Source organism: Alcanivorax sp., from assembly GCF_017794965.1.
In the GTDB taxonomy this organism is placed as follows: domain Bacteria; phylum Pseudomonadota; class Gammaproteobacteria; order Pseudomonadales; family Alcanivoracaceae; genus Alcanivorax.
In genome coordinates, this window is sequence record NZ_CP051240.1 from 2918671 (window position 1) to 2936419 (window position 17749).

The 17749-nt window shown below is 61.2% G+C and carries 18 protein-coding genes; 9 read left to right on the forward strand and 9 right to left on the reverse strand.

Annotation, left to right across the window (positions count from 1 at the left end; translation table 11 throughout):
* Nucleotides 1-7 precede the first annotated feature (7 nt).
* From HF945_RS12920 to HF945_RS12930, 3 genes are all read right to left on the reverse strand, one after another.
* On the reverse strand, nucleotides 8-736 hold the full coding sequence (locus HF945_RS12920; protein WP_290522984.1) for a DUF6776 family protein: 729 nt from the start codon (nucleotides 734-736) through the stop codon (nucleotides 8-10).
* 1 nt (nucleotide 737) lies between these two features.
* Nucleotides 738-1793, reverse strand: a complete 1056-nt coding sequence (argC, locus tag HF945_RS12925) for an N-acetyl-gamma-glutamyl-phosphate reductase (RefSeq protein WP_290522985.1) — start codon at nucleotides 1791-1793, stop codon at nucleotides 738-740.
* A gap of 81 nt (nucleotides 1794-1874) precedes the next feature.
* On the reverse strand, nucleotides 1875-3284 hold the full coding sequence (locus HF945_RS12930; protein WP_290522986.1) for a chloride channel protein: 1410 nt from the start codon (nucleotides 3282-3284) through the stop codon (nucleotides 1875-1877).
* Between the two features lie 96 nt (nucleotides 3285-3380).
* Here HF945_RS12930 and hemJ point away from each other — a divergent pair, with 96 nt between their 5' ends.
* The 4 genes from hemJ (at nucleotide 3381) to hemL (ending at nucleotide 6611) form a co-directional block, all read left to right on the forward strand.
* Nucleotides 3381-3824 carry a protoporphyrinogen oxidase HemJ gene (gene hemJ / locus HF945_RS12935; protein ID WP_290525418.1) on the forward strand — a complete coding sequence of 148 codons (444 nt, stop codon included), beginning with the start codon at nucleotides 3381-3383 and terminating at the stop codon, nucleotides 3822-3824.
* Between the two features lie 81 nt (nucleotides 3825-3905).
* Entirely contained in the window at nucleotides 3906-4664 is a 759-nt protein-coding gene (locus HF945_RS12940) for a hydroxymethylpyrimidine/phosphomethylpyrimidine kinase (protein ID WP_290522987.1), read from the forward strand.
* Nucleotides 4661-5287: a thiamine phosphate synthase gene (gene thiE, locus HF945_RS12945; RefSeq protein ID WP_290522988.1), complete on the forward strand. Its 627-nt coding sequence runs from the start codon at nucleotides 4661-4663 to the stop codon at nucleotides 5285-5287. Before HF945_RS12940 ends, thiE begins: the two co-directional genes overlap by 4 nt.
* 37 nt (nucleotides 5288-5324) lie before the next feature.
* Nucleotides 5325-6611 carry a glutamate-1-semialdehyde 2,1-aminomutase gene (hemL, locus tag HF945_RS12950; RefSeq protein ID WP_290522989.1) on the forward strand — a complete coding sequence of 429 codons (1287 nt, stop codon included), beginning with the start codon at nucleotides 5325-5327 and terminating at the stop codon, nucleotides 6609-6611.
* A gap of 258 nt (nucleotides 6612-6869) precedes the next feature.
* Here hemL and ybaK read toward each other — a convergent pair whose 3' ends face one another.
* From ybaK to mrcB, 3 genes are read right to left on the reverse strand one after another with little or no spacing between them, the layout of a single operon-like run.
* Nucleotides 6870-7337, reverse strand: coding sequence for a Cys-tRNA(Pro) deacylase (ybaK, locus tag HF945_RS12955; RefSeq protein WP_290522990.1), 468 nt, complete (start codon nucleotides 7335-7337; stop codon nucleotides 6870-6872).
* Nucleotides 7334-7789, reverse strand: coding sequence for a tetratricopeptide repeat protein (locus tag HF945_RS12960; RefSeq protein ID WP_290522991.1), 456 nt, complete (start codon nucleotides 7787-7789; stop codon nucleotides 7334-7336). Before HF945_RS12960 ends, ybaK begins: the two co-directional genes overlap by 4 nt.
* Before the next feature lie 44 nt (nucleotides 7790-7833).
* The gene (gene mrcB, locus HF945_RS12965) at nucleotides 7834-10194 is read right to left on the reverse strand and encodes a penicillin-binding protein 1B (protein WP_290522992.1); all 2361 of its coding nucleotides are present in this window, start codon (nucleotides 10192-10194) and stop codon (nucleotides 7834-7836) included.
* Nucleotides 10195-10746: 552 nt separating this feature from the next.
* Between mrcB and HF945_RS12970 the strand changes: the two genes are divergently transcribed.
* The 3 genes from HF945_RS12970 to HF945_RS12980 all read left to right on the forward strand — a co-directional run bounded on the left by HF945_RS12970 (nucleotide 10747) and on the right by HF945_RS12980 (nucleotide 13220).
* The gene (locus tag HF945_RS12970; protein ID WP_290522993.1) at nucleotides 10747-11751 is read left to right on the forward strand and encodes an adenosine kinase; all 1005 of its coding nucleotides are present in this window, start codon (nucleotides 10747-10749) and stop codon (nucleotides 11749-11751) included.
* A 109-nt stretch (nucleotides 11752-11860) separates the two neighbouring features.
* Nucleotides 11861-12193: a Rieske (2Fe-2S) protein gene (locus HF945_RS12975; RefSeq protein ID WP_290522994.1), complete on the forward strand. Its 333-nt coding sequence runs from the start codon at nucleotides 11861-11863 to the stop codon at nucleotides 12191-12193.
* Between the two features lie 70 nt (nucleotides 12194-12263).
* Nucleotides 12264-13220, forward strand: a complete 957-nt coding sequence (locus tag HF945_RS12980; RefSeq protein ID WP_290522995.1) for a serine/threonine protein kinase — start codon at nucleotides 12264-12266, stop codon at nucleotides 13218-13220.
* A gap of 254 nt (nucleotides 13221-13474) precedes the next feature.
* Here the strand turns inward: HF945_RS12980 and sfsA are convergent, their stop codons facing one another.
* The 3 genes from sfsA to HF945_RS12995 form a co-directional block, all read right to left on the reverse strand.
* Complete coding sequence (gene sfsA, locus HF945_RS12985; protein WP_290522996.1) at nucleotides 13475-14194, reverse strand: DNA/RNA nuclease SfsA; 720 nt, start codon at nucleotides 14192-14194, stop codon at nucleotides 13475-13477.
* Nucleotides 14191-15357 (reverse strand): aminotransferase class I/II-fold pyridoxal phosphate-dependent enzyme, encoded by a 1167-nt coding sequence (locus tag HF945_RS12990; RefSeq protein WP_290522997.1) that lies wholly within the window; start codon nucleotides 15355-15357, stop codon nucleotides 14191-14193. The genes sfsA and HF945_RS12990 overlap by 4 nt, the downstream gene beginning before the upstream one ends.
* A gap of 134 nt (nucleotides 15358-15491) precedes the next feature.
* On the reverse strand, nucleotides 15492-16127 hold the full coding sequence (locus tag HF945_RS12995; protein ID WP_290522998.1) for a hypothetical protein: 636 nt from the start codon (nucleotides 16125-16127) through the stop codon (nucleotides 15492-15494).
* A 133-nt stretch (nucleotides 16128-16260) separates the two neighbouring features.
* On the opposite strand from HF945_RS12995, the gene dksA reads away from it, so the two are divergent.
* Nucleotides 16261-16677 (forward strand): RNA polymerase-binding protein DksA, encoded by a 417-nt coding sequence (gene dksA / locus HF945_RS13000; protein ID WP_290525419.1) that lies wholly within the window; start codon nucleotides 16261-16263, stop codon nucleotides 16675-16677.
* Between the two features lie 176 nt (nucleotides 16678-16853).
* Nucleotides 16854-17741 (forward strand): tRNA glutamyl-Q(34) synthetase GluQRS, encoded by an 888-nt coding sequence (gene gluQRS, locus HF945_RS13005; RefSeq protein WP_290522999.1) that lies wholly within the window; start codon nucleotides 16854-16856, stop codon nucleotides 17739-17741.
* The last annotated feature ends 8 nt before the right edge of the window (nucleotides 17742-17749 follow it).

Below are 17749 nucleotides of genomic sequence, written 5' to 3' on the forward strand. Positions count from 1 at the left end.
GTCTCTCCTACTGCCACTTTATGGTTTTCTGTGTTTCGTAACGGTTTCTGCCGCCGCTCTCAGCATCCACATCCAGCGCCACAATCTCTACCCCTTCCGGCAGAAGAAAGCGTCCATTCAGCTCTTGAAAATAGCGAAACCGGAAGCGGGTCTCACTTCCGTCATCCAGCCAGTCATCGCCGCTCACCTCAACAGGCTCGCCGTCACGGATACCGCGCAGGGTCAGAGAAATGTCACCGGACAGATAATTACGGTTATCGCCGGACTGCACCAGAACCACTTTGTAACTGAACTGCCGCTCCTCACCGGTGGGGCTCAGGGTGAGCTTCTCGATTTGCAGCCCCCGCTCACTGGCACCCGGCGCCATCACGTTCTTGTAGAACGACACTGCCTCCTCAAGCTCAGCAGCCTGGTCGCGCAACCCCTTGATCTCCTGCCGCAGGCTTTCACGTGCCTGCTGGGTCACTTCCGTATCGGTTCGGTAGAGCGCCAGCTCGTTTCGGGCTGCTTCCAGCTCACGCACCGTGTCCTTCAGTTCGGCCCGCAACCGTCGATTGGTTTCCGAGGTATCCAGCGCCCCGCTGTTGCCCGTCCACATGCCTGCAAAGAACAACAGCACCGCGGCCACCACCATGCTGACCACCAGGATACGACGGCGCTTCTTCTGCTGGGACGGGCTCACCGGCACCAGCATCACATCATCAATACCGGCCCGGCTTTTCGGTTTTTTTGCCATATCAAGGTGCCAGCGGGACCACAGACAGCCCCGCATCCTCATCCAGTCCGAACATGATATTCATGGCCTGGACCGCCTGTCCGGATGCCCCCTTGACCAGGTTGTCGATCACCGACAACACCACAATGACATTTTCCCCGCGCGGCTGATGCAGGGCGATCCGGCAGGTGTTGGCACCTTTCACAAAACGGGTCTCCGGGTGGCTGCCCAGCGGCATCACATCCACGAAGGGCTCATCGGCATAGCGCTTTTCATAGGCCTCCTGCACAGCCTCAAGCGACGGTGCACCGTCTACCAGCTGCCCGTAAAGGGTGGCATGGATACCGCGAATCATGGGAATCAGGTGGGGTACGAAGGTGGCCTTCACCGGCTGTCCGGCAATGTCAGCCAGGCCCTGTTCGATTTCCGGCAGATGACGGTGTCCGCTGGCGCCGTAGGCCTTGTAGCTCTCTCCAGCTTCCGCCAGCAACATGGGCACTTTTGCGCCCTTGCCAGCACCACTGGCGCCACTGGCCGCATTGGCAATCAGCTGGTCCGGTTTGATCCAGCCGTTCTCCAGCAGCGGCAGATAGCCAAGCTGAATGGAGGTGGGATAGCAGCCGGCGCACGCCACCAGCCGCGCATCACGCATCTTCTCCCGGTTGACTTCCGGCAGGCCATAGACGGCCTCCGCCAGCAATTCCGGGCAGGCATGGGGCTCGCCATACCATTCACTCCACAGCACATGATCTCGCAGCCGGAAGTCGGCAGACAGGTCCACCACCCGCACTCCGGCCTCCATCAGCTCGGGCATCATGCGCATGGCCACGTTATGCGGCGTAGCAAAGAACACCACATCGCACTGAGCCAGTCGGGTTACATCCGGCTCGCTGAAGACCAGGTCGGTACGCCCACGCAAGGAGGGGAACATGTCAGCCACAGCCGTACCCGCATCACCACGGGAGGTAATCACCTGCAGCTCCGCCTGAGGGTGATTGACCAACAGACGCAGCAGCTCTACCCCGGTGTATCCGGTTCCGCCTACCACGCCAACCTTGAGGACTGACCCCGTTACCATAACGCTTACTCCAACCAATTCACTGTGCCGCCTCCGGCATAAGGGCCGCATAATAGGCGCCGCGCCCTGCCATCAGCAACTTTACCCGGGCAACTGTCGCGGCCCGCCTTCTTTATCCGTCTCTGCCTGCTTGTCTTCCTCGCGGGGTTTTTCCAGCGCCATGCCTTGCCCATCCGCCATGCGCTCGGCCAGGGAGTCGTACAGCGGCCGCGCCCATACCAGCTTGGCCACTGCCGCGGCCAGGAACGCCCCGGCCATCAACGGCAGCAGAATGTCATGCCGGTTACCGGTGAGCTCCATGACAATCACAAACGAAGTAATCGGTCGCTGGATCACCGCCGCCAGAAATGCGGCCATGGCCACCAGCGTCAGCCCCACCAGCGAGACATCCGGAAAGAAACCGCCCACCAGATTACCAAAGCCGGCACCCGCCGCCAGACTCGGAGAGAACAGGCCGCCCGGAATGCCGGTGAAGTAGGACACCAGGGTGGCCGACATCTTGGCCAGCGCAAACGTCCAGTTCCCCGGGTGCTCACCATCCAGCAAGGTACTGGCCTGCTCATAGCCGCTGCCATAGGTGGCGCCGCCGGTAGCCAGTCCAAGGAACACCAGCACCAGTGAGCACATCAGCACCACCCGGTAAGGATGCGCCTTGGCATAGGGGGAGAGAAACTGGCTGCCACGGATCAACAAACGACTGAAAAGCCCACCAAAGAGCCCGCACACCAGTGCGGTCACACCAATGGCCGCCCAGTCCCGGGTGATATCCAGCGCCCCGCCGGGATGCCCGAAAAAACTGTAGTGTCCCATGATCATCAGCACCACCACACCGGACAGGATGATCGCCAGGATCAGGGTCCCGCTGGTGCGCTGCTCGAACGACCCGGACAGCTCCTCGATGGCGAATACGATCCCCGCCAGCGGCGCATTGAACGCCGCCGAGACCCCGGCCGCGCCCCCTGCCACAATCAATGAATTGTCCACGTACTTCTGGTTGAGCCGCCCCACCTGGCCCACGGAATACATCATTGCCGCGCCGATATGCACGCTCGGCCCCTCACGGCCGATACTGGCTCCGCACAGCAGGCCCAGACAGGTGAGCACGAACTTGCCCAGAATGACACGCAAAGACAGAAAGGTGGGACGTAGCCAGTGGTAGCGCTGCTTGAGCACCACCAGCACCTGGGGAATGCCGCTGCCCTGGGACTCGGTGCCCAGCTGACGCATGAGCCAGACAATCAGCAACATGCCCAGTGGCGTGATGAGCACCGGCAAATAGGGCGAGTAAGCGTGGATCTGAACAAAAGTATGTGACGCCAGTTCGGCCACCCAGGCGAACGCCACCACCAGCAGCCCCACCAGAATCGCCCCGGTCCAGAATACCGCACGCAGTTTCCAGTCCTGCCAGGAGCCCAGCTGTCTGCGGCTGACCCGTCGGGTGCGGAACAGGTAGTAACGCATCAATCGACGATGGCGGGGCCGCTTGTTCACGGGACTCCTTTCGGATTCGAAATAGGGAACAGGAAGGTTGTATAGTGTACGCCCACTAAAGCGCCACTCCAATGCCACAAGGACAGGACCGACATGATGCAGTTCGCCCTCGACCACTTCCTCTGGATCAAGGCCATCCACCTGATCGCCGTCATCTGCTGGTTCGCCGGCATCTTCTACCTGCCCCGTCTGTTCGTCTATCACGCCATGGCCGAAGATCAGGTCAGCAAGGATCGCTTCAAGATCATGGAGCGCAAGCTTTACCGCGGCATCATGAACCCCAGCATGATCGTGACCGTGGTGCTGGGCCTGTGGATGTTCATTGCCAACATCGAGGCTTACAAGGGGGGAGGCTGGATGCATGCCAAACTGACCCTGGTATTCCTGCTGATCGGCTACCACCATGTCTGCCTGGCCTACATGAAGAAATTCGCTAACGATGCCAATACCAAGAGCGACAAGTTTTACCGGATCTTCAACGAGATTCCTGTTTTCATGCTGGTCGCTATTGTTATCCTCGTTATCGTCCGTCCATTTTGATAATGCCGGACGCCTGATGCCCGATGCCGGACGAAAACCCGGCTCGTGTCCGGCGTCCGGCATCCAGCCTCAGGCGTCTTCATGAAACCCAATATTCTTGTCATCGCCGGCCATGACCCTTCCGGGGGCGCCGGCATTCATGCCGACATCGAAGCCATTCAGGCCCTGGGCGGCTTTGCCTCTACCCTGATTACCGGCCTGACCGTGCAGAACAGCCAGAACGTGCGCGGCTTCCAGCTCACCGACGTGGCCTTGCTGGAGCAGCAGGCCGATGCCTTGCTGGATGATTTTCAATATCAGGCGGTGAAGATCGGCATGACCGGCTCTGTGGCCATCATCGAATTCATTGCCCGTCTGCTGGATCGCTTGCCAGAGGTGCCCGTGGTACTCGACCCGGTGCTCGCCGCCGAAGCGGGCGGCAGCCTGACACAGGAGTCACTCGCTGAGGTGATGCTGCAAAAGCTGGCCCCCCGTTGTGAAGTCATGACGCCCAACCTGCCCGAGGCGGAAACGCTCACCGGCAAGCAAGGGGTCCAGGCCTGTGGCGAAGCACTCATCACTGCCAGCGGACGAGCCGCCCTGATAACCGGCACCCACGACAACACCGACCAGGTGGCCAATCACCTGTTCACCGCCCAGGGCCAGCAACAGTGGCATTGGGAGCGGCTGCCCCATAGTTACCACGGCTCCGGCTGCACCCTGGCCTCCGCCATTGCCTGCCTGCGCGGCCACGGGGAATCCCTGGCCAATGCGGTGGCAGACGGTCAGGCGCATGTGGACCGGTTTCTTCGCCATGCTTTCCAGCCCGGCCAGGGCCAGCACATCCCGGACCGGCGATGAGCCCCATCCACGGCCTCTATGCCATCACCGATCCTGGCCTGACCCCGGACGAGCGACTGCTCCCCGCCGCCGAGGCCGCCCTGTTCGGCGGTGCACGGCTGCTGCAGTACCGCGACAAGACCGCCAGCCAGGATCAACGCCGCCGCCGGGCCAGCCAGCTGCGCGGCCTGTGTCATGAATACGATGCCCGGTTCATCGTCAACGACGACCCGACCCTGGCCGCCGAAGTGGGCGCCGACGGGGTCCACATCGGCCAGAGCGACGGCGGCATCGCCGCCGCCCGCGCCCTGCTCGGCGACCAGCGCATTATCGGCGTAACCTGCCATGGCGATCTGGCGCTGGCCCGCGCTGCCGCCGAGGCTGGTGCGGATTATCTGGCCATGGGTCGCTTCTTCCCCTCCCGCACCAAACCCCAGGCTCCACCGGCCGAGATCGCCAGCCTGGCCCAGGCCTGCCAGGAGTTTCATCTGCCAGTGGTAGCCATCGGCGGGGTGAATGCGGATAATGCGCCCCAGCTGATCCAGGCTGGCGCCGCCAGCGTGGCCGTTATCGAGGCCCTGTTCGGCCATTCCGACCCGGCTGACATTGAGGCCGCTGCGCGCACATTGAGCGCGCTTTTCTGACACGCACAGTTCAGACCCCAGATTCAGGAGAAACACCATGCCCCGCAAGCAATCCGACAAACTGTTTCGTCAGGCCCAGAAGCACATTCCCGGGGGCGTGAACTCCCCGGTGCGCGCGTTCAAGGGCGTCGGTGGCACCCCGGTGTTCTTCCATCAGGCCGAAGGCGCCTATCTGTTTGATGAGGACGACAACCGCTATATCGATTACGTGGGCTCCTGGGGGCCGATGATCCTTGGCCACAATCACCCTGAAGTGATCAGCGCCGTGGATGCGGCCGTGAAGAACGGCCTCAGCTTTGGCGCGCCCACCGCCGCCGAAATCGCCATGGCCGACAAGGTCTGCGAACTGGTGCCCTCCATGGACATGGTGCGCATGGTCAACTCCGGCACCGAAGCCACCATGAGCGCCATCCGTCTGGCCCGCGGCTACACCGGCCGTGACAAGATCATCAAGTTTGAAGGCTGCTATCACGGCCATGTGGACAGCCTGCTGGTGAAAGCCGGCTCCGGCGCCCTGACCCTGGGCAACCCCAGCTCACCGGGGGTACCGGCCTCGGTCACCGCCGACACCCTGACCTTGAACTACAACGATGCGGCCAGCGTGGAAGCCGCCTTCAAGGAATACGGTGACGAGATTGCCGCAGTGATCGTGGAACCGGTGGCCGGCAACATGAACTGCGTGCCGCCCACCCCGGCGTTTCTGCAGGCCCTGCGCAAGCACTGTGACGACCACGGCAGCGTGCTGATTTTCGATGAAGTGATGACCGGGTTCCGGGTGGCACTGGGCGGCGCCCAAGCCATGTATGGCATCAAACCGGACATGACCACCCTGGGCAAGATCATCGGCGGCGGCATGCCGGTGGGCGCTTTCGGCGGCAAGAAGGAAATCATGGAGCACCTGGCGCCGCTTGGCCCGGTCTACCAGGCCGGCACCCTGTCCGGTAACCCGGTGGCCATGGCCGCCGGCCTGGCCACCCTGAATCTGATCAGCCAACCGGGCTTCCATGAGGCGCTGGCCGAGAAAACGACTCGCCTGCTCAATGGCCTCACCGAAGCCGCCCATGCCGAAGGCGTGGCCTTCACTACGGCTCAGGCAGGTGCCATGTTCGGCCTGTTCTTCACCGACCAGAGCCGGGTGAGCAGCTTTGCGGAAGTGATGGCCTGCGACAGTGATCGCTTCAACCGCTTCTTCCACGCCATGCTGGATCAGGGCATTTACCTGGCCCCCAGCGCGTTCGAAGCCGGCTTCGTGTCCGCCGCCCACAGCGACGAAGACATCGATGCCACTATCGCGGCGGCCCGCAAGGCATTCGGGAAGGTTTAACCTCTCTTGCCGCAGGAGCCAGCCTGCTGGCGGTGGAGGAGTTGAAAGTTCAAAGTTTAAAGTTGAAACGCGGAACGGGTCAGCCGGTTTTGAACGGCCATGCCCGCGCTCTCCGGTAATGGCGCGGGCACTGGGCCACAGAACAGAATCCGTTCAGACCGCGCCTTTTCAACTTTAAACTTTGAACTTTCAACTGCTTCCGCGCCAAGGCTCGGGTTCGCACCTCGAGAGGTGCCCCTACAGGTGCCTTATCAAGGGTCAGTCGCGAACGAGGGTGGCAGGTTTGCCGCCGGTGAGGTTGAGCAGGTCCCCCGGTGCCATGGCGATTTCCAGGCCGCGGCGGCCGGCGCTCATGTAGATTTCCTCCTGCGCTTCTGCACTGTTATCCAAGTACAGAGGCAACCGCTTTTTCTGGCCCAACGGACTAATCCCGCCCAGCACATACCCCGTCAGGCGTTGCGCCTTGTCCGGCGGGCACATCACTGCCTTCTTGCCGCCATGGGCTTTGGCGAGAAACTTCAGATCCAGCTGATGGGCCACCGGTACCATGGCCACTACCGGTTGATCATCCACCAGGGCAACCAGTGTCTTGAACACCTGCGCCGCAGGCAATCCCAGCAGCTCCGCCGCCTCCATGCCATAACTTTCCGCCTTGGGATCATGCTCGTAACTGAGCAGTCGGTGCTTGACCTTTGCCTTTTTGGCCGCCTGAACCGCTGGCGTCATACCGGCTGCCCCGCCGCCAGCGCATCCGCTGCGCGGGCCCGGGCGTCTTCCGCCCCCGCCTTGTCGCCCTGACGCTCCCGGGCAGTGGCCACCATCTGCCATAGCTCGGCACGATACTCCGGGTGTTCCGGGGCCAGCCGAAGAGCCTTGAGAGCAAACCCTTCGGCACTGCGGGCGTCGCCCTCAAACAGGCGCAGATCCGCCAGTGATTTGTACAACCAGGAGGAGTCCGGGGCGATATTCAGGGCCCGCTCCAGATAGCGTTCCGCCGCAGCGGTTTGCCCCTGTTGCCGAGCCGCCTGCGACTTGTGCAGCAAGGACAGTGCCGGCGAGCCTTCCAGCTCCACACTGGCTTCCATGGGCGCCGCCGGGGGCGCCGGCGCACGTACCGCACAACCAGTCAGCAGCATTCCCAGCAGCAGCAACCCCGTTAGTCCTTTCAATTGCTTCATCCTGTTACCCCCTCATAAGACATAGCGCCGTCGGGAAGCGGGCGTTAATCAAATAGTCCCTTGAACCAGCCCTTGATGCCCTCGCCAGTATGCTTGACCGTACCGCAGCCATCCGCATCCTGGGGAATCGAGGCCTCCAGCATGGGGTAACGGCGGGCTTCACCACAACCTTCCGCGCTGACCTGTTTGCCGTTGGGGTTCATCCATACCCACTCCACACCGGCAGGCGGATTCTGCGAGAGACTGCGCTGGGGCAGCTTGCCCATCAGCTGTGCCCACACCGGCAGCGCACCACTGGACCCCGTGATACCAGCATTGCCATTATCATCCCGGCCTACCCAGACCACCGCCAGGTGATTGGCGGAAAAACCGGCGAACCAGGCATCGCGGAAATCATCACTGGTCCCGGTCTTGCCGGCCACTTTCAGGTCCTCCGGCAAATAGGCCCGCGCAGAACGGGCCGTGCCATTTTCCACCACCTGCTGCATGGCCCACTGGGTCAGGAACGCGGGGCCGGCATCCACCACTTCATCCGCACTCACCGGATAGCGGGCCAGCGGTTCACCCTCCTTGTCCAGCACATCGGTGATGGAACGCAGCCGGGTGCTAAAGCCGCCGGTGGCCAGCGGTTGATACATCATTGCCACTTCAAAGGGCGTCAACGCCAGGCTGCCCAGCAGAATACTCGGGTAGCGTGGCACATTCCGCGTCACCCCCAGGGTTTCCATGGTGCCGGCCACCTTGTCCAGCCCCACATCCAGCCCCAACCGGGCGGTAGCCTGATTGCGGGACTGGGCCAGCACATCCGCCATGGGCATGGCACCCCGGGCCTGCTTGTCGAAATTCTGAGGTTCCCAGAGATCGCCATTGGGCATGGCCACCTGAATCGGGCCGTCCTCCACCAAGGTCGCCAGAGACCAGGTTTTCGGTTGCTGCACCGCGGCGAGGATCACTGCCGGCTTGGCCAGAGACCCCATGGGACGCTGGGCATCCAGGGCCCGGTTGAACCCGGCTTCCCGGGAGTTGCGGTTACTCACCAGCGCCAATACATCCCCCTGGGCCGGCGCCACCACCACCACCGCCCCATTGAGCTTCTTGTCCTGCTTCGGATCCCGGTTATCCAGATGCTCCCTGAGCGCGCCTTCTGCCGCCAGCTGGGCCAGCACATCCAGCGTGGAATGAATGTTGAGACCTTCATCACTGAGAACTTCAGGAGGATAGTCCCGGGCCAGCTGACGACGAACCAGATCGATAAAGGCCGGGAACGCATACAGGGCAGAAGCACCGCGCGGCACCACTTCCAGGGGCCGGGCGCTGTATTTGTCGTAGTCCGCCTGGGACAGGGCTCCCTGCTCCAGCGCCACGCTCAATACCGTGTTGCGGCGTTCCATGGCTCGCTCAGGACGCCGGCGCGGGTCATACCAGCTGGGCCCCTTGAGCAAGGCCACCAGGGTAGCCAGTTGATGTGGCTCCAGCTCCTGCAGCGGGCGCCCGAACAGGAACTGGGCCCCCAGCCCCATGCCATGAATGGCACGGGCGCCATCCTGTCCCAGGTATACCTCATTCAGATAGGCCTCCAGGATCTGTTGCTTGCTGTAGTGCAGCTCCAGCAGCAGCGCCATGGGCATTTCCAGCAACTTGCGAGACAAGGTGCGATCCGAGGTAAGCCAGAAATTCTTCACCAGCTGCTGGGTGAGGGTGCTCCCCCCCTGCACCAGGCGCCCGGCCTTCAGGTTGGCAAGCATGGCCCGGGCCAGCCCGCGCAGGGAAATGCCATGGTGCTCATAGAAACTTTGGTCTTCGGTAGCAATCAGCATGTCCACCAGCAAGGGGGGCACTTCATCCAGCGGCACCAGCACCCGGTCTTCGGCATGCTGGGGATGAATACTGCCAATCTGCAGCGGCTCCAGACGGGCCAGCCCTTCCCCCCCTGCCTGCAGGGAACGAATCTCACCGCCGGACAGGGACAGGCGGATACGTTTCGGGCGCTCGCCACCGTCACTGTCCCGGAAACCACGGGTATGGATTAGCAAGCTGTTGCCCTGGGCAGAAAAACTCCCGGGAGTGGAGGCCCGGGCGTCACGCCGGTAACGCATCAGGTCCAGCAGCTTGAGCATGTCTTCGCGGGAAAGCACCCGCCCCTCGTACAGCTCCACCGGCCGCGCATACACCCGTGCCGGCAGCTGCCAGGCATGGGCATCAAAACGCTGACGCACCATGGCATCCAGATAGGCCAGCCCTGCGGCAGCGATCACCAGCAGCACCACCGAGACCTTGGCCACAAAGGACCAGCTGAACCAGCGCCGCCCCTTTACCGGCTTTTTGCGTGCCGGCGATTTCTTGCGTGCAGTTTGCCCCCGCGATCGCGCCGGGGTCTTTCGGGAATTGTTCGTCTTTTTCGCCATGGGCACGGAGTATAAAGAAAAGTGTGGGTATTTTATGAGTGCAAGGCACCCAATATGTTCCGCCGGCTCAAAAAGCCGGCGCGTTAATTTTGCAACCGCCGCCCGGGAGCCCATAATAGCCGGCCTTAGGGAGCCTCTGAATAACTCCTTGCATGCTCAGTCTTTCAGGCTGATTCACAATCTAGGCGCACTTTTGAAGGCATGCTGGTTGCCTGTCGAGAAAGTGCAACAACGAGTGTGGATCAGCCTGGAAGACCCGGAGGGCGTGGCCTGAAGCGCCCATCAGCTACGCCTTGCCTCTTGAAAAGGGAACCACCTTCCCTTCGAGACAAGACGCAACTGCTGCACGCTTCAGGCCACGCTGAGTACGCAAGGAGTTATTCTGAGGCTCCTTAGCACAATGCTGTTCGCTTAAGCCGAGATGTTGGTTTTTTGTGGGAGCGTGCTTGCACGCGAAGCCTTTATTCCTGAGGGGCCATTCGCGTGCAAGCACACTCCCACCAAGCCGCCTGGCTTAACCCCAGCAAGCCCCCAACGCAATACGGAGCAACCATGACCAAGAAATATGACGTTTATGCCCTCGGCAATGCACTGGTGGATACCGAGATCGAGGTCAGCGACGCTTTCCTGGAACGCATGGACGTGGGCAAGGGTGTGATGACCCTGGTGGACGAAGCCCGCCAGGCAGAACTGTTGGCCGCTCTGGCCGATGAAGCCGAACCGCACAAACAGACCAGCGGCGGCTCCGCCTGCAACACCGTGGTGGCCACCCGCTATTTCGGTGGCTCCGGCTACTACGCCTGCAAGGTCGCCAGCGACACCACCGGCGACATCTTCGTCAACGATCTGACTGCCGCCGGCGTGGATACCAACATGAACGGCAACCGTGAAGAGGGCGTGTCCGGCAAATGCCTGGTGATGCTCACCCCGGATGCCGAGCGCACCATGAACACCTATCTGGGGATCTCCAGCGAAGTCTCCGAAGCTGAACTGGACGAAGCTGCCATTGCCGCCAGCCACTATGTCTATCTGGAAGGTTATCTGGTCAGCGGCGACAGCTCCCGCGCCGCCACCGTAAAACTGCGCCAGTTGGCCGAGAAGCACGGGGTGAAAACCTCACTGACCTTCTCCGACCCTGCCATGGTGCAGTTCTTCAAGGATGGCCTGACCGAGATGCTGGGGGACGGCGTGGATCTGCTGTTCTGTAATGAAGCAGAAGCCACCAGCTACACCGACACAGAGAATGTGGAAGCCGCCCTGGAAGCGCTGAAAGCGGTATGCCGCTCCGCCGTGATTACCCTGGGCGCAAAAGGTGCACTGGTCTGGGATGGCACTGACACTCACCAGATCGCTCCGGTAGAGGTCAAAGCCGTGGACAGTAATGGCGCAGGTGACCTGTTTGCCGGCGCCTTTCTGTACGCTCTCACCCATGGCCATGATTTTGCCACCGCCGGCAAACTGGCCTCTGTCGCTTCGGCGCAACTGGTCACCGAATTCGGTCCGCGCCTGACCGCCGATGCCCACCGGGAAATCCGCAAGCAGGTGCTGGGCGAGTAATCCACATGTAGGGCGGAAATCGGCGTGAGCCAATCTCCGCCACTTATCTCACCATGGTGGAGATTGGCTCACGCCAATTTTCACCCTACAAAGAACGACCGGAAATACCATGGAACACATCTGCAATCTGGACGACATCGAACACGAAAGCGCCCGGGAATTCCGCAAAGACGACCAGCCCATCGTGGTCGCCAAATTCGATGGCCAGATTCACGCCTATATCAACTGGTGCCCCCATCTGGGCATCGAGCTGAATTTCATGCCCGATGACTTCATGGACAGCGACAAGCAGTTCATCATGTGCGCCAACCACGGAGCCCTGTTTGAAGTGCAGACTGGCAACTGCCTGTCCGGCCCGTGCATGGGCGACAAACTGGTGCCGGTCCCCGTGGAAGTTCGCGGCGAAGAAATCTGGCTGGGTGACGTGCCGGAACCGGCGTAATTAAGCCGGACGCTGGACACAGAACGCCTGACACTGCACCACCCTATTTTGCTGCACTCTGAGGCCAACCATGTCCCACCCCTTTGACGATCTCACTCCGGACTTCATGCTGGATGCGGTGGATGACGCGGGTTTTCTCAGCGATGGCCGCCTGCTGCAACTGAACAGCTTCGAGAACCGGGTCTATCAGGTAGGCCAGGAAGACGGTCCGCCGGTGATCGTCAAGTTCTACCGGCCACAGCGCTGGAGCGATGCCCAGATTCTCGAAGAGCATGCGTTCAGCCTGTTTCTGGTGGAGCGAGACCTGCCCGTCATTGCGCCGGAAGTCCGCAATGGCAACAGCCTGTTTCACTGCGACGGTTTTTCCTTTGCGGTCTTCCGCCGGGCCGGCGGCCATGCACCGGAACTGGCCAACGACAGCCACCTGGAACAATTGGGGCGCACCCTGGCTCGCTGGCACGCCTGCGGCAGCGACCGCCCCTATCAGCACCGTCCCACTCTGGATGTGGTCGAAGATATCCGCACCGCCAGCACCTTCCTGATCAATGACGTGGTGGATCTCAACTACCGAGGCCAGTACCGCGACCTGATCGGCCAGTTGCTGGACGCCATCGAACAGCGCCTGGCCGGCCTGAGTTTTCCGCTACTCAACGTCCACGGCGACTGCCACACCGGCAATATTCTGTGGCGAGATGAGAGTCCTCATTTTGTCGATCTGGACGACAGCCTGCGTGCCCCCGCCATGCAGGATCTGTGGATGTTGCTGTCCGGCGAAGACGACGAACAACAGCACCAACTACGCGTACTGGCCCAGGGCTACGACACCTTCCTGCCCTTCCCCTGGGAACAAAAAGCCCTGATCGAACCGCTACGCATTCGCCGCATGGTCTGTTATGACGCGTGGCTGGCACGACGCTGGGATGATCCGGCCTTCCCCCCGGCCTTCCCCTGGTTTGAATCCATGAACTACTGGGCCAGCCAGATCGAGCAGCTCCAGCAGCAGCGCCGTGACATGCAGCCCCACTGACACCTGCGCACCAACACACCCCCAAGAGGGGCTCACAAAACATTACCAGAGATTACTTTTTAACCAGCCCGGGCGGGCTATAGTGGATAAACGACGGGAAGAATGACGCACACCAACCACCCCGAAGGGTACGGGCCTGCGTCGCATGAAAGCCGGTTGCTGCGTGCGGGGAATAACATGGCAGCTACCGGCAGAGGGTGAGGGGATTGGCGGAAGTGGCGCTGCACGTCACTTCCGCCCACTTCACCGCCCCGTCACAGCAAAATCGGCAGCGGCTCCACCAATTCCATGGCATCAGGGGCCAGGGCAACTTTCCAGGCCAATATACTGACGCCCGCAGCACTCGCCTCACGAAGCAGCGCTCCATAGCGTGGATCAATTTCATCGGCGGGCCGGGCAGCACGGGCACCACTGTGCTGCACACAGAACACCAGAGTGGCCCGTTTGCCGGAAGCCACCACCTCGATCAGGGTTGTCAGGTGTTTCTGGCCACGCTCGGTGACGGAATCCGGGAAGGCAATCACACCATCATCCGCATCCTCCGGCCCCGGACCCAGGGTCACGTTTTTCACTTCGATAAAGGTGTGCGGATCCGCACGATTACCCAAGGCCAGATCAAAACGACTGTCGCCGTATTTCACTTCCCGCTCCACGCCGTCGACTGGATCCAGCTGCGGAATCCGCGCCGCCCGCACGGCCTCCTCCACCAGCGCATTGGGGCGACTGGTATTCACCCCCGCCCAATGACCGTGGGCCACCTGCAACGCCTCCAGAGTGTGACGATACTTGCGCTTGGGATTGCCACTGTCGGAGATCAGCGCCTGCTGAGGCTCCCCCAACACGCAGTTCTTCATGGAACCGGTATTTGGGCAGTGCACCGTAATTTCACTGCCATCGGCACGGACCACATCCGCCATGAATCGCTTGTAGCGACGTAGCAGGGTGACAGTCTCCAGGGGCGGATCAAACTTCACAGACTCTCCAGATATCGTTCGATACGATGCAAGGCTTCCGTCAACCGGGACTCTGCACAGGTATAGGCCAGACGGACATAGCGCCGATGATCATGGCCTTCGCCAAAATCCAGCCCCGGGGTCATGGCCACACCCGCTTTTTCCAGCAAATCCACGCAAAAAGCAAAACTGTCATCGGTATAGGCACTCACATCTGCGTAGAGATAAAAGGCACCATCACCACGAGACACCACCGGCACCTTGAGGTGGGCCAAACCATTGAGCAAACACTGCCGCCGCCGGGCCAGCAACTGGTGACGTTGCTCCAGAATCGTCAGCGACGCCTCCTCCAGCGCCGCCATGGCCCCGTACTGAGCCGGCGTGGACGGCGCCAGAAACAGGTTCTGGGCCAGTCGCTCGATGGCGGGCACCAGCTCCGCCGGCGCCACCAGCCATCCAAGACGCCAACCCGTCATGCAGAAATATTTGCTGAAGCTGTTGATCACGACCACATTGTCGCTCTGCGACAACACCGAGCCGGCAGGCTGGCCGTAACACAGGCCCTGGTAGATCTCATCCACCAGCAGCATGCCACCCCGCTGCTCGGCAGCCCGAGCCATCTGCGCCAGAGTCTCCGGTGACAACATGTTGCCCGTTGGATTGTCAGGGCTTGCCACCACAGCCAATCGTGTATTGTCCTGCCAGGCATCCGTCAGCGCATCGCAGGTCAGCGCAAAGTGTTTGTCTGCCGATAGCACCAGTGGCTGCACCTGACCACCGACCAGCCTGACAAACTGGCGATTGCAGGGATAACCCGGATCCGGCAGCAGTACTCCGTCGCCGGGATTCACCAGCGCGGCCAGGGCCAGCTGCAAGGCACCGGATGCGCCCGGTGTCACCACCACCTGCCCCGGAGACACCGCGGCACCAAACCGTTCCCGGTAATCCGTGGCGATCGCTTCACGCAAGGCCGGCAGTCCGGCTGCCGGCGTGTATCCGGTTTGACCGTGGGCCATGGCATCCCGGATGGCATCCATCACTGGCTCCGGGGTCTCGAAATCAGGCTCTCCCACTTCCAGGTGAATCACGTCTCTCCCCTGGGCTGAGAGCTGCTGGGCACGCTCCAGCAAGGCCATCACATGAAACGGTGGCACCTCACTGGCGTACCGGGACAATTGTGTCATCGCAAGTTTCCTCTTCCATGCAGGGGCAGCATGGCTATAATCGGCCAGATTTTCACCAATCAGACTACCCCCTGGGGACCTGCCTTGTAATTGGTGACAAGACTTGCCTATAAGGGGTAAGGTCAAAGATTACATTATGCCCATGAGGGAAGTGCGGGCACAGGACAGAGAGTCAAGACGATGCTAAGGGAGTTATTGAAAATGGCCACCGGCAAGAAGAAAGCCCCCAAGAAGGCGGCTAAAAAACAAGCCACCGGGACTGCAGCCAGCAAGAAAGCCACTGCTTCCTCAGCAAAGAAAGCGCCCGCCAAAAAAGCCGCAGCTAAAAAGCCCGCAGCCAAGAAGGCGGCAGTGAAAAAAGCACCGGCCAAGAAAGCCGCGGCGAAAAAAGCAACCGCCAAGAAAACGGCCAGCAAGCCCGCAGCGAAAAAAGCGGTAGCGAAGAAGGCACCCGCCAAAAAAGTGGCCGCCAAGAAGGCGCCGGCGAAGAAAACCGTCGCCAAGAAAGCGGCAGTGAAAAAGCCCGCTGTGAAGCCGGCAGCAAAGAAAGCTCCCGCGAAGAAAGCCGCGGTGAAAAAGCCGGCAGCCAAGGCTGCAGCAAGCAAACCTGCAGCCAAACCGGCCGGCAAGACCAGGACATCCAAAGCGACGGCAGCCAAACCGGCCACCGCCGCCAAGCCAGCGGCTAAAAAAGCCGCGGCCAAGAAAGCAGCACCTGCTGCACCAAGAACAAAACTGCCTACCTCCGGGAAGGCAAGGTCCGCAGCCACTGCGGCCGCCCGTACATCGCAATCCGGTACCGCAAGGACAGCGTCTGCCGGCAATGGACTGTCGCCGAGCCGATCCACCTCTTCTGCTCAGGTAAAAAAGAACGTGAAAAAGTCATCCAACTCCACATCCTCCATGGCCCAGCTGCACGGTTTCGAACCTTACCAGCCCGCAGCCGGCGAGGAATACATGAACGAAAAGCAGCGTGAGCACTTCCGCAAGATTCTGCTGGCCTGGCGCCAGGAACTGATGGAAGAAGCCGATCGCACCATGCACCACCTCCAGGATGAGCAGGTCAACCTGCCCGATCCGGCCGACCGTGCCACCCAGGAAGAAGAGTTCGCCCTGGAACTGCGCACCCGCGACCGTGAGCGCAAGCTGCTCAAGAAGATCGAAAAGACCCTGGATCTGGTGGACAAGGACGATTACGGCTACTGCGAAGCCTGCGGTATCGAAATCGGCATCCGCCGCCTGGAAGCCCGACCCACTGCCGAGATGTGCATCGACTGCAAGGAACTGGCAGAGATCAAGGAAAAGCAGCTGGCAGGGTGAGGCAGTTAATAGTTAATAGTTAATAATGAATAATTAATAGCTCGCGGTAGCGGGCTGTTGATTCTGCCAGCCTGGAGGCCGCGCCCATACTCTGTGCGCGGCTTCCTGCGTTTCAGCACCCTGCTATTATCATCCGTGCAACTATTAATTATTAACTATTCATTATTCATTGCCCTATGAGCTATCGCGGACGTTTCGCCCCCACCCCCTCTGGCCCGCTGCACTTTGGGTCTCTGGTGGCGGCGCTGGCCAGTTGGCTGGATGCCCGCGCAGCAGACGGTGAGTGGCTGGTGCGGGTGGATGATCTGGACCCGCCTAGGGAAGTGGCTGGCGCGGCCGATGCCATTCTTTTTCAGCTGGAACAGTTCGGGCTGGAGTGGGATGGCGCGGTGCGTTATCAAAGCCGGCGGCATGCCACATACCAGGACGCTGTAGATCAACTACTCTCACAAGGCCACGCCTTTTACTGCACCCTCACCCGAAAACAACTGGCAACGCTGGGCCACAACCATCCCGGCATCAGCGCCGCGGTTGACGCCAGCACCGATGCCTCGGTTCGCCTGGCGGTACCCCATCGTGAGCTTTGCTACGAGGATGACATTCAGGGCACCGTGTGCAACAACCTCCATGAGGATGGCGGAGCCTTTGTGATTCGCCGCCGTGACGGCCTGTTTGGCTATCAGCTGGCCTGCGCCCTGGATGATGCCGACGACGACATTACCCATGTACTGCGCGGCGCGGATCTGATTGATTCCACCCTGCGCCAGCGCTGGCTGCTGGAATGCCTGGGTCGCCCGGCCCCGCACTACGCACACCTGCCGGTAATCACTGATGGCCGCGACACCAAGCTGTCCAAGTCCGGCGGCAGCGAAGCGCTCGACCCCGCCCGCGCCAGCCAGCTCCTCACCGCTGCGCTGCATTGCATGGGCCTGCAACCGCCAAACGATCTTCATGGCGCATCACCGGCAACCCTGCTGGAATGGGGCAAAGCCCATTACCCCGAACACCACTGGCCCCCTGGCCGCCAGCAACCCTTGCCAAGTGAGCTGAAAGTTCAAAGTTGAAAGTTTAA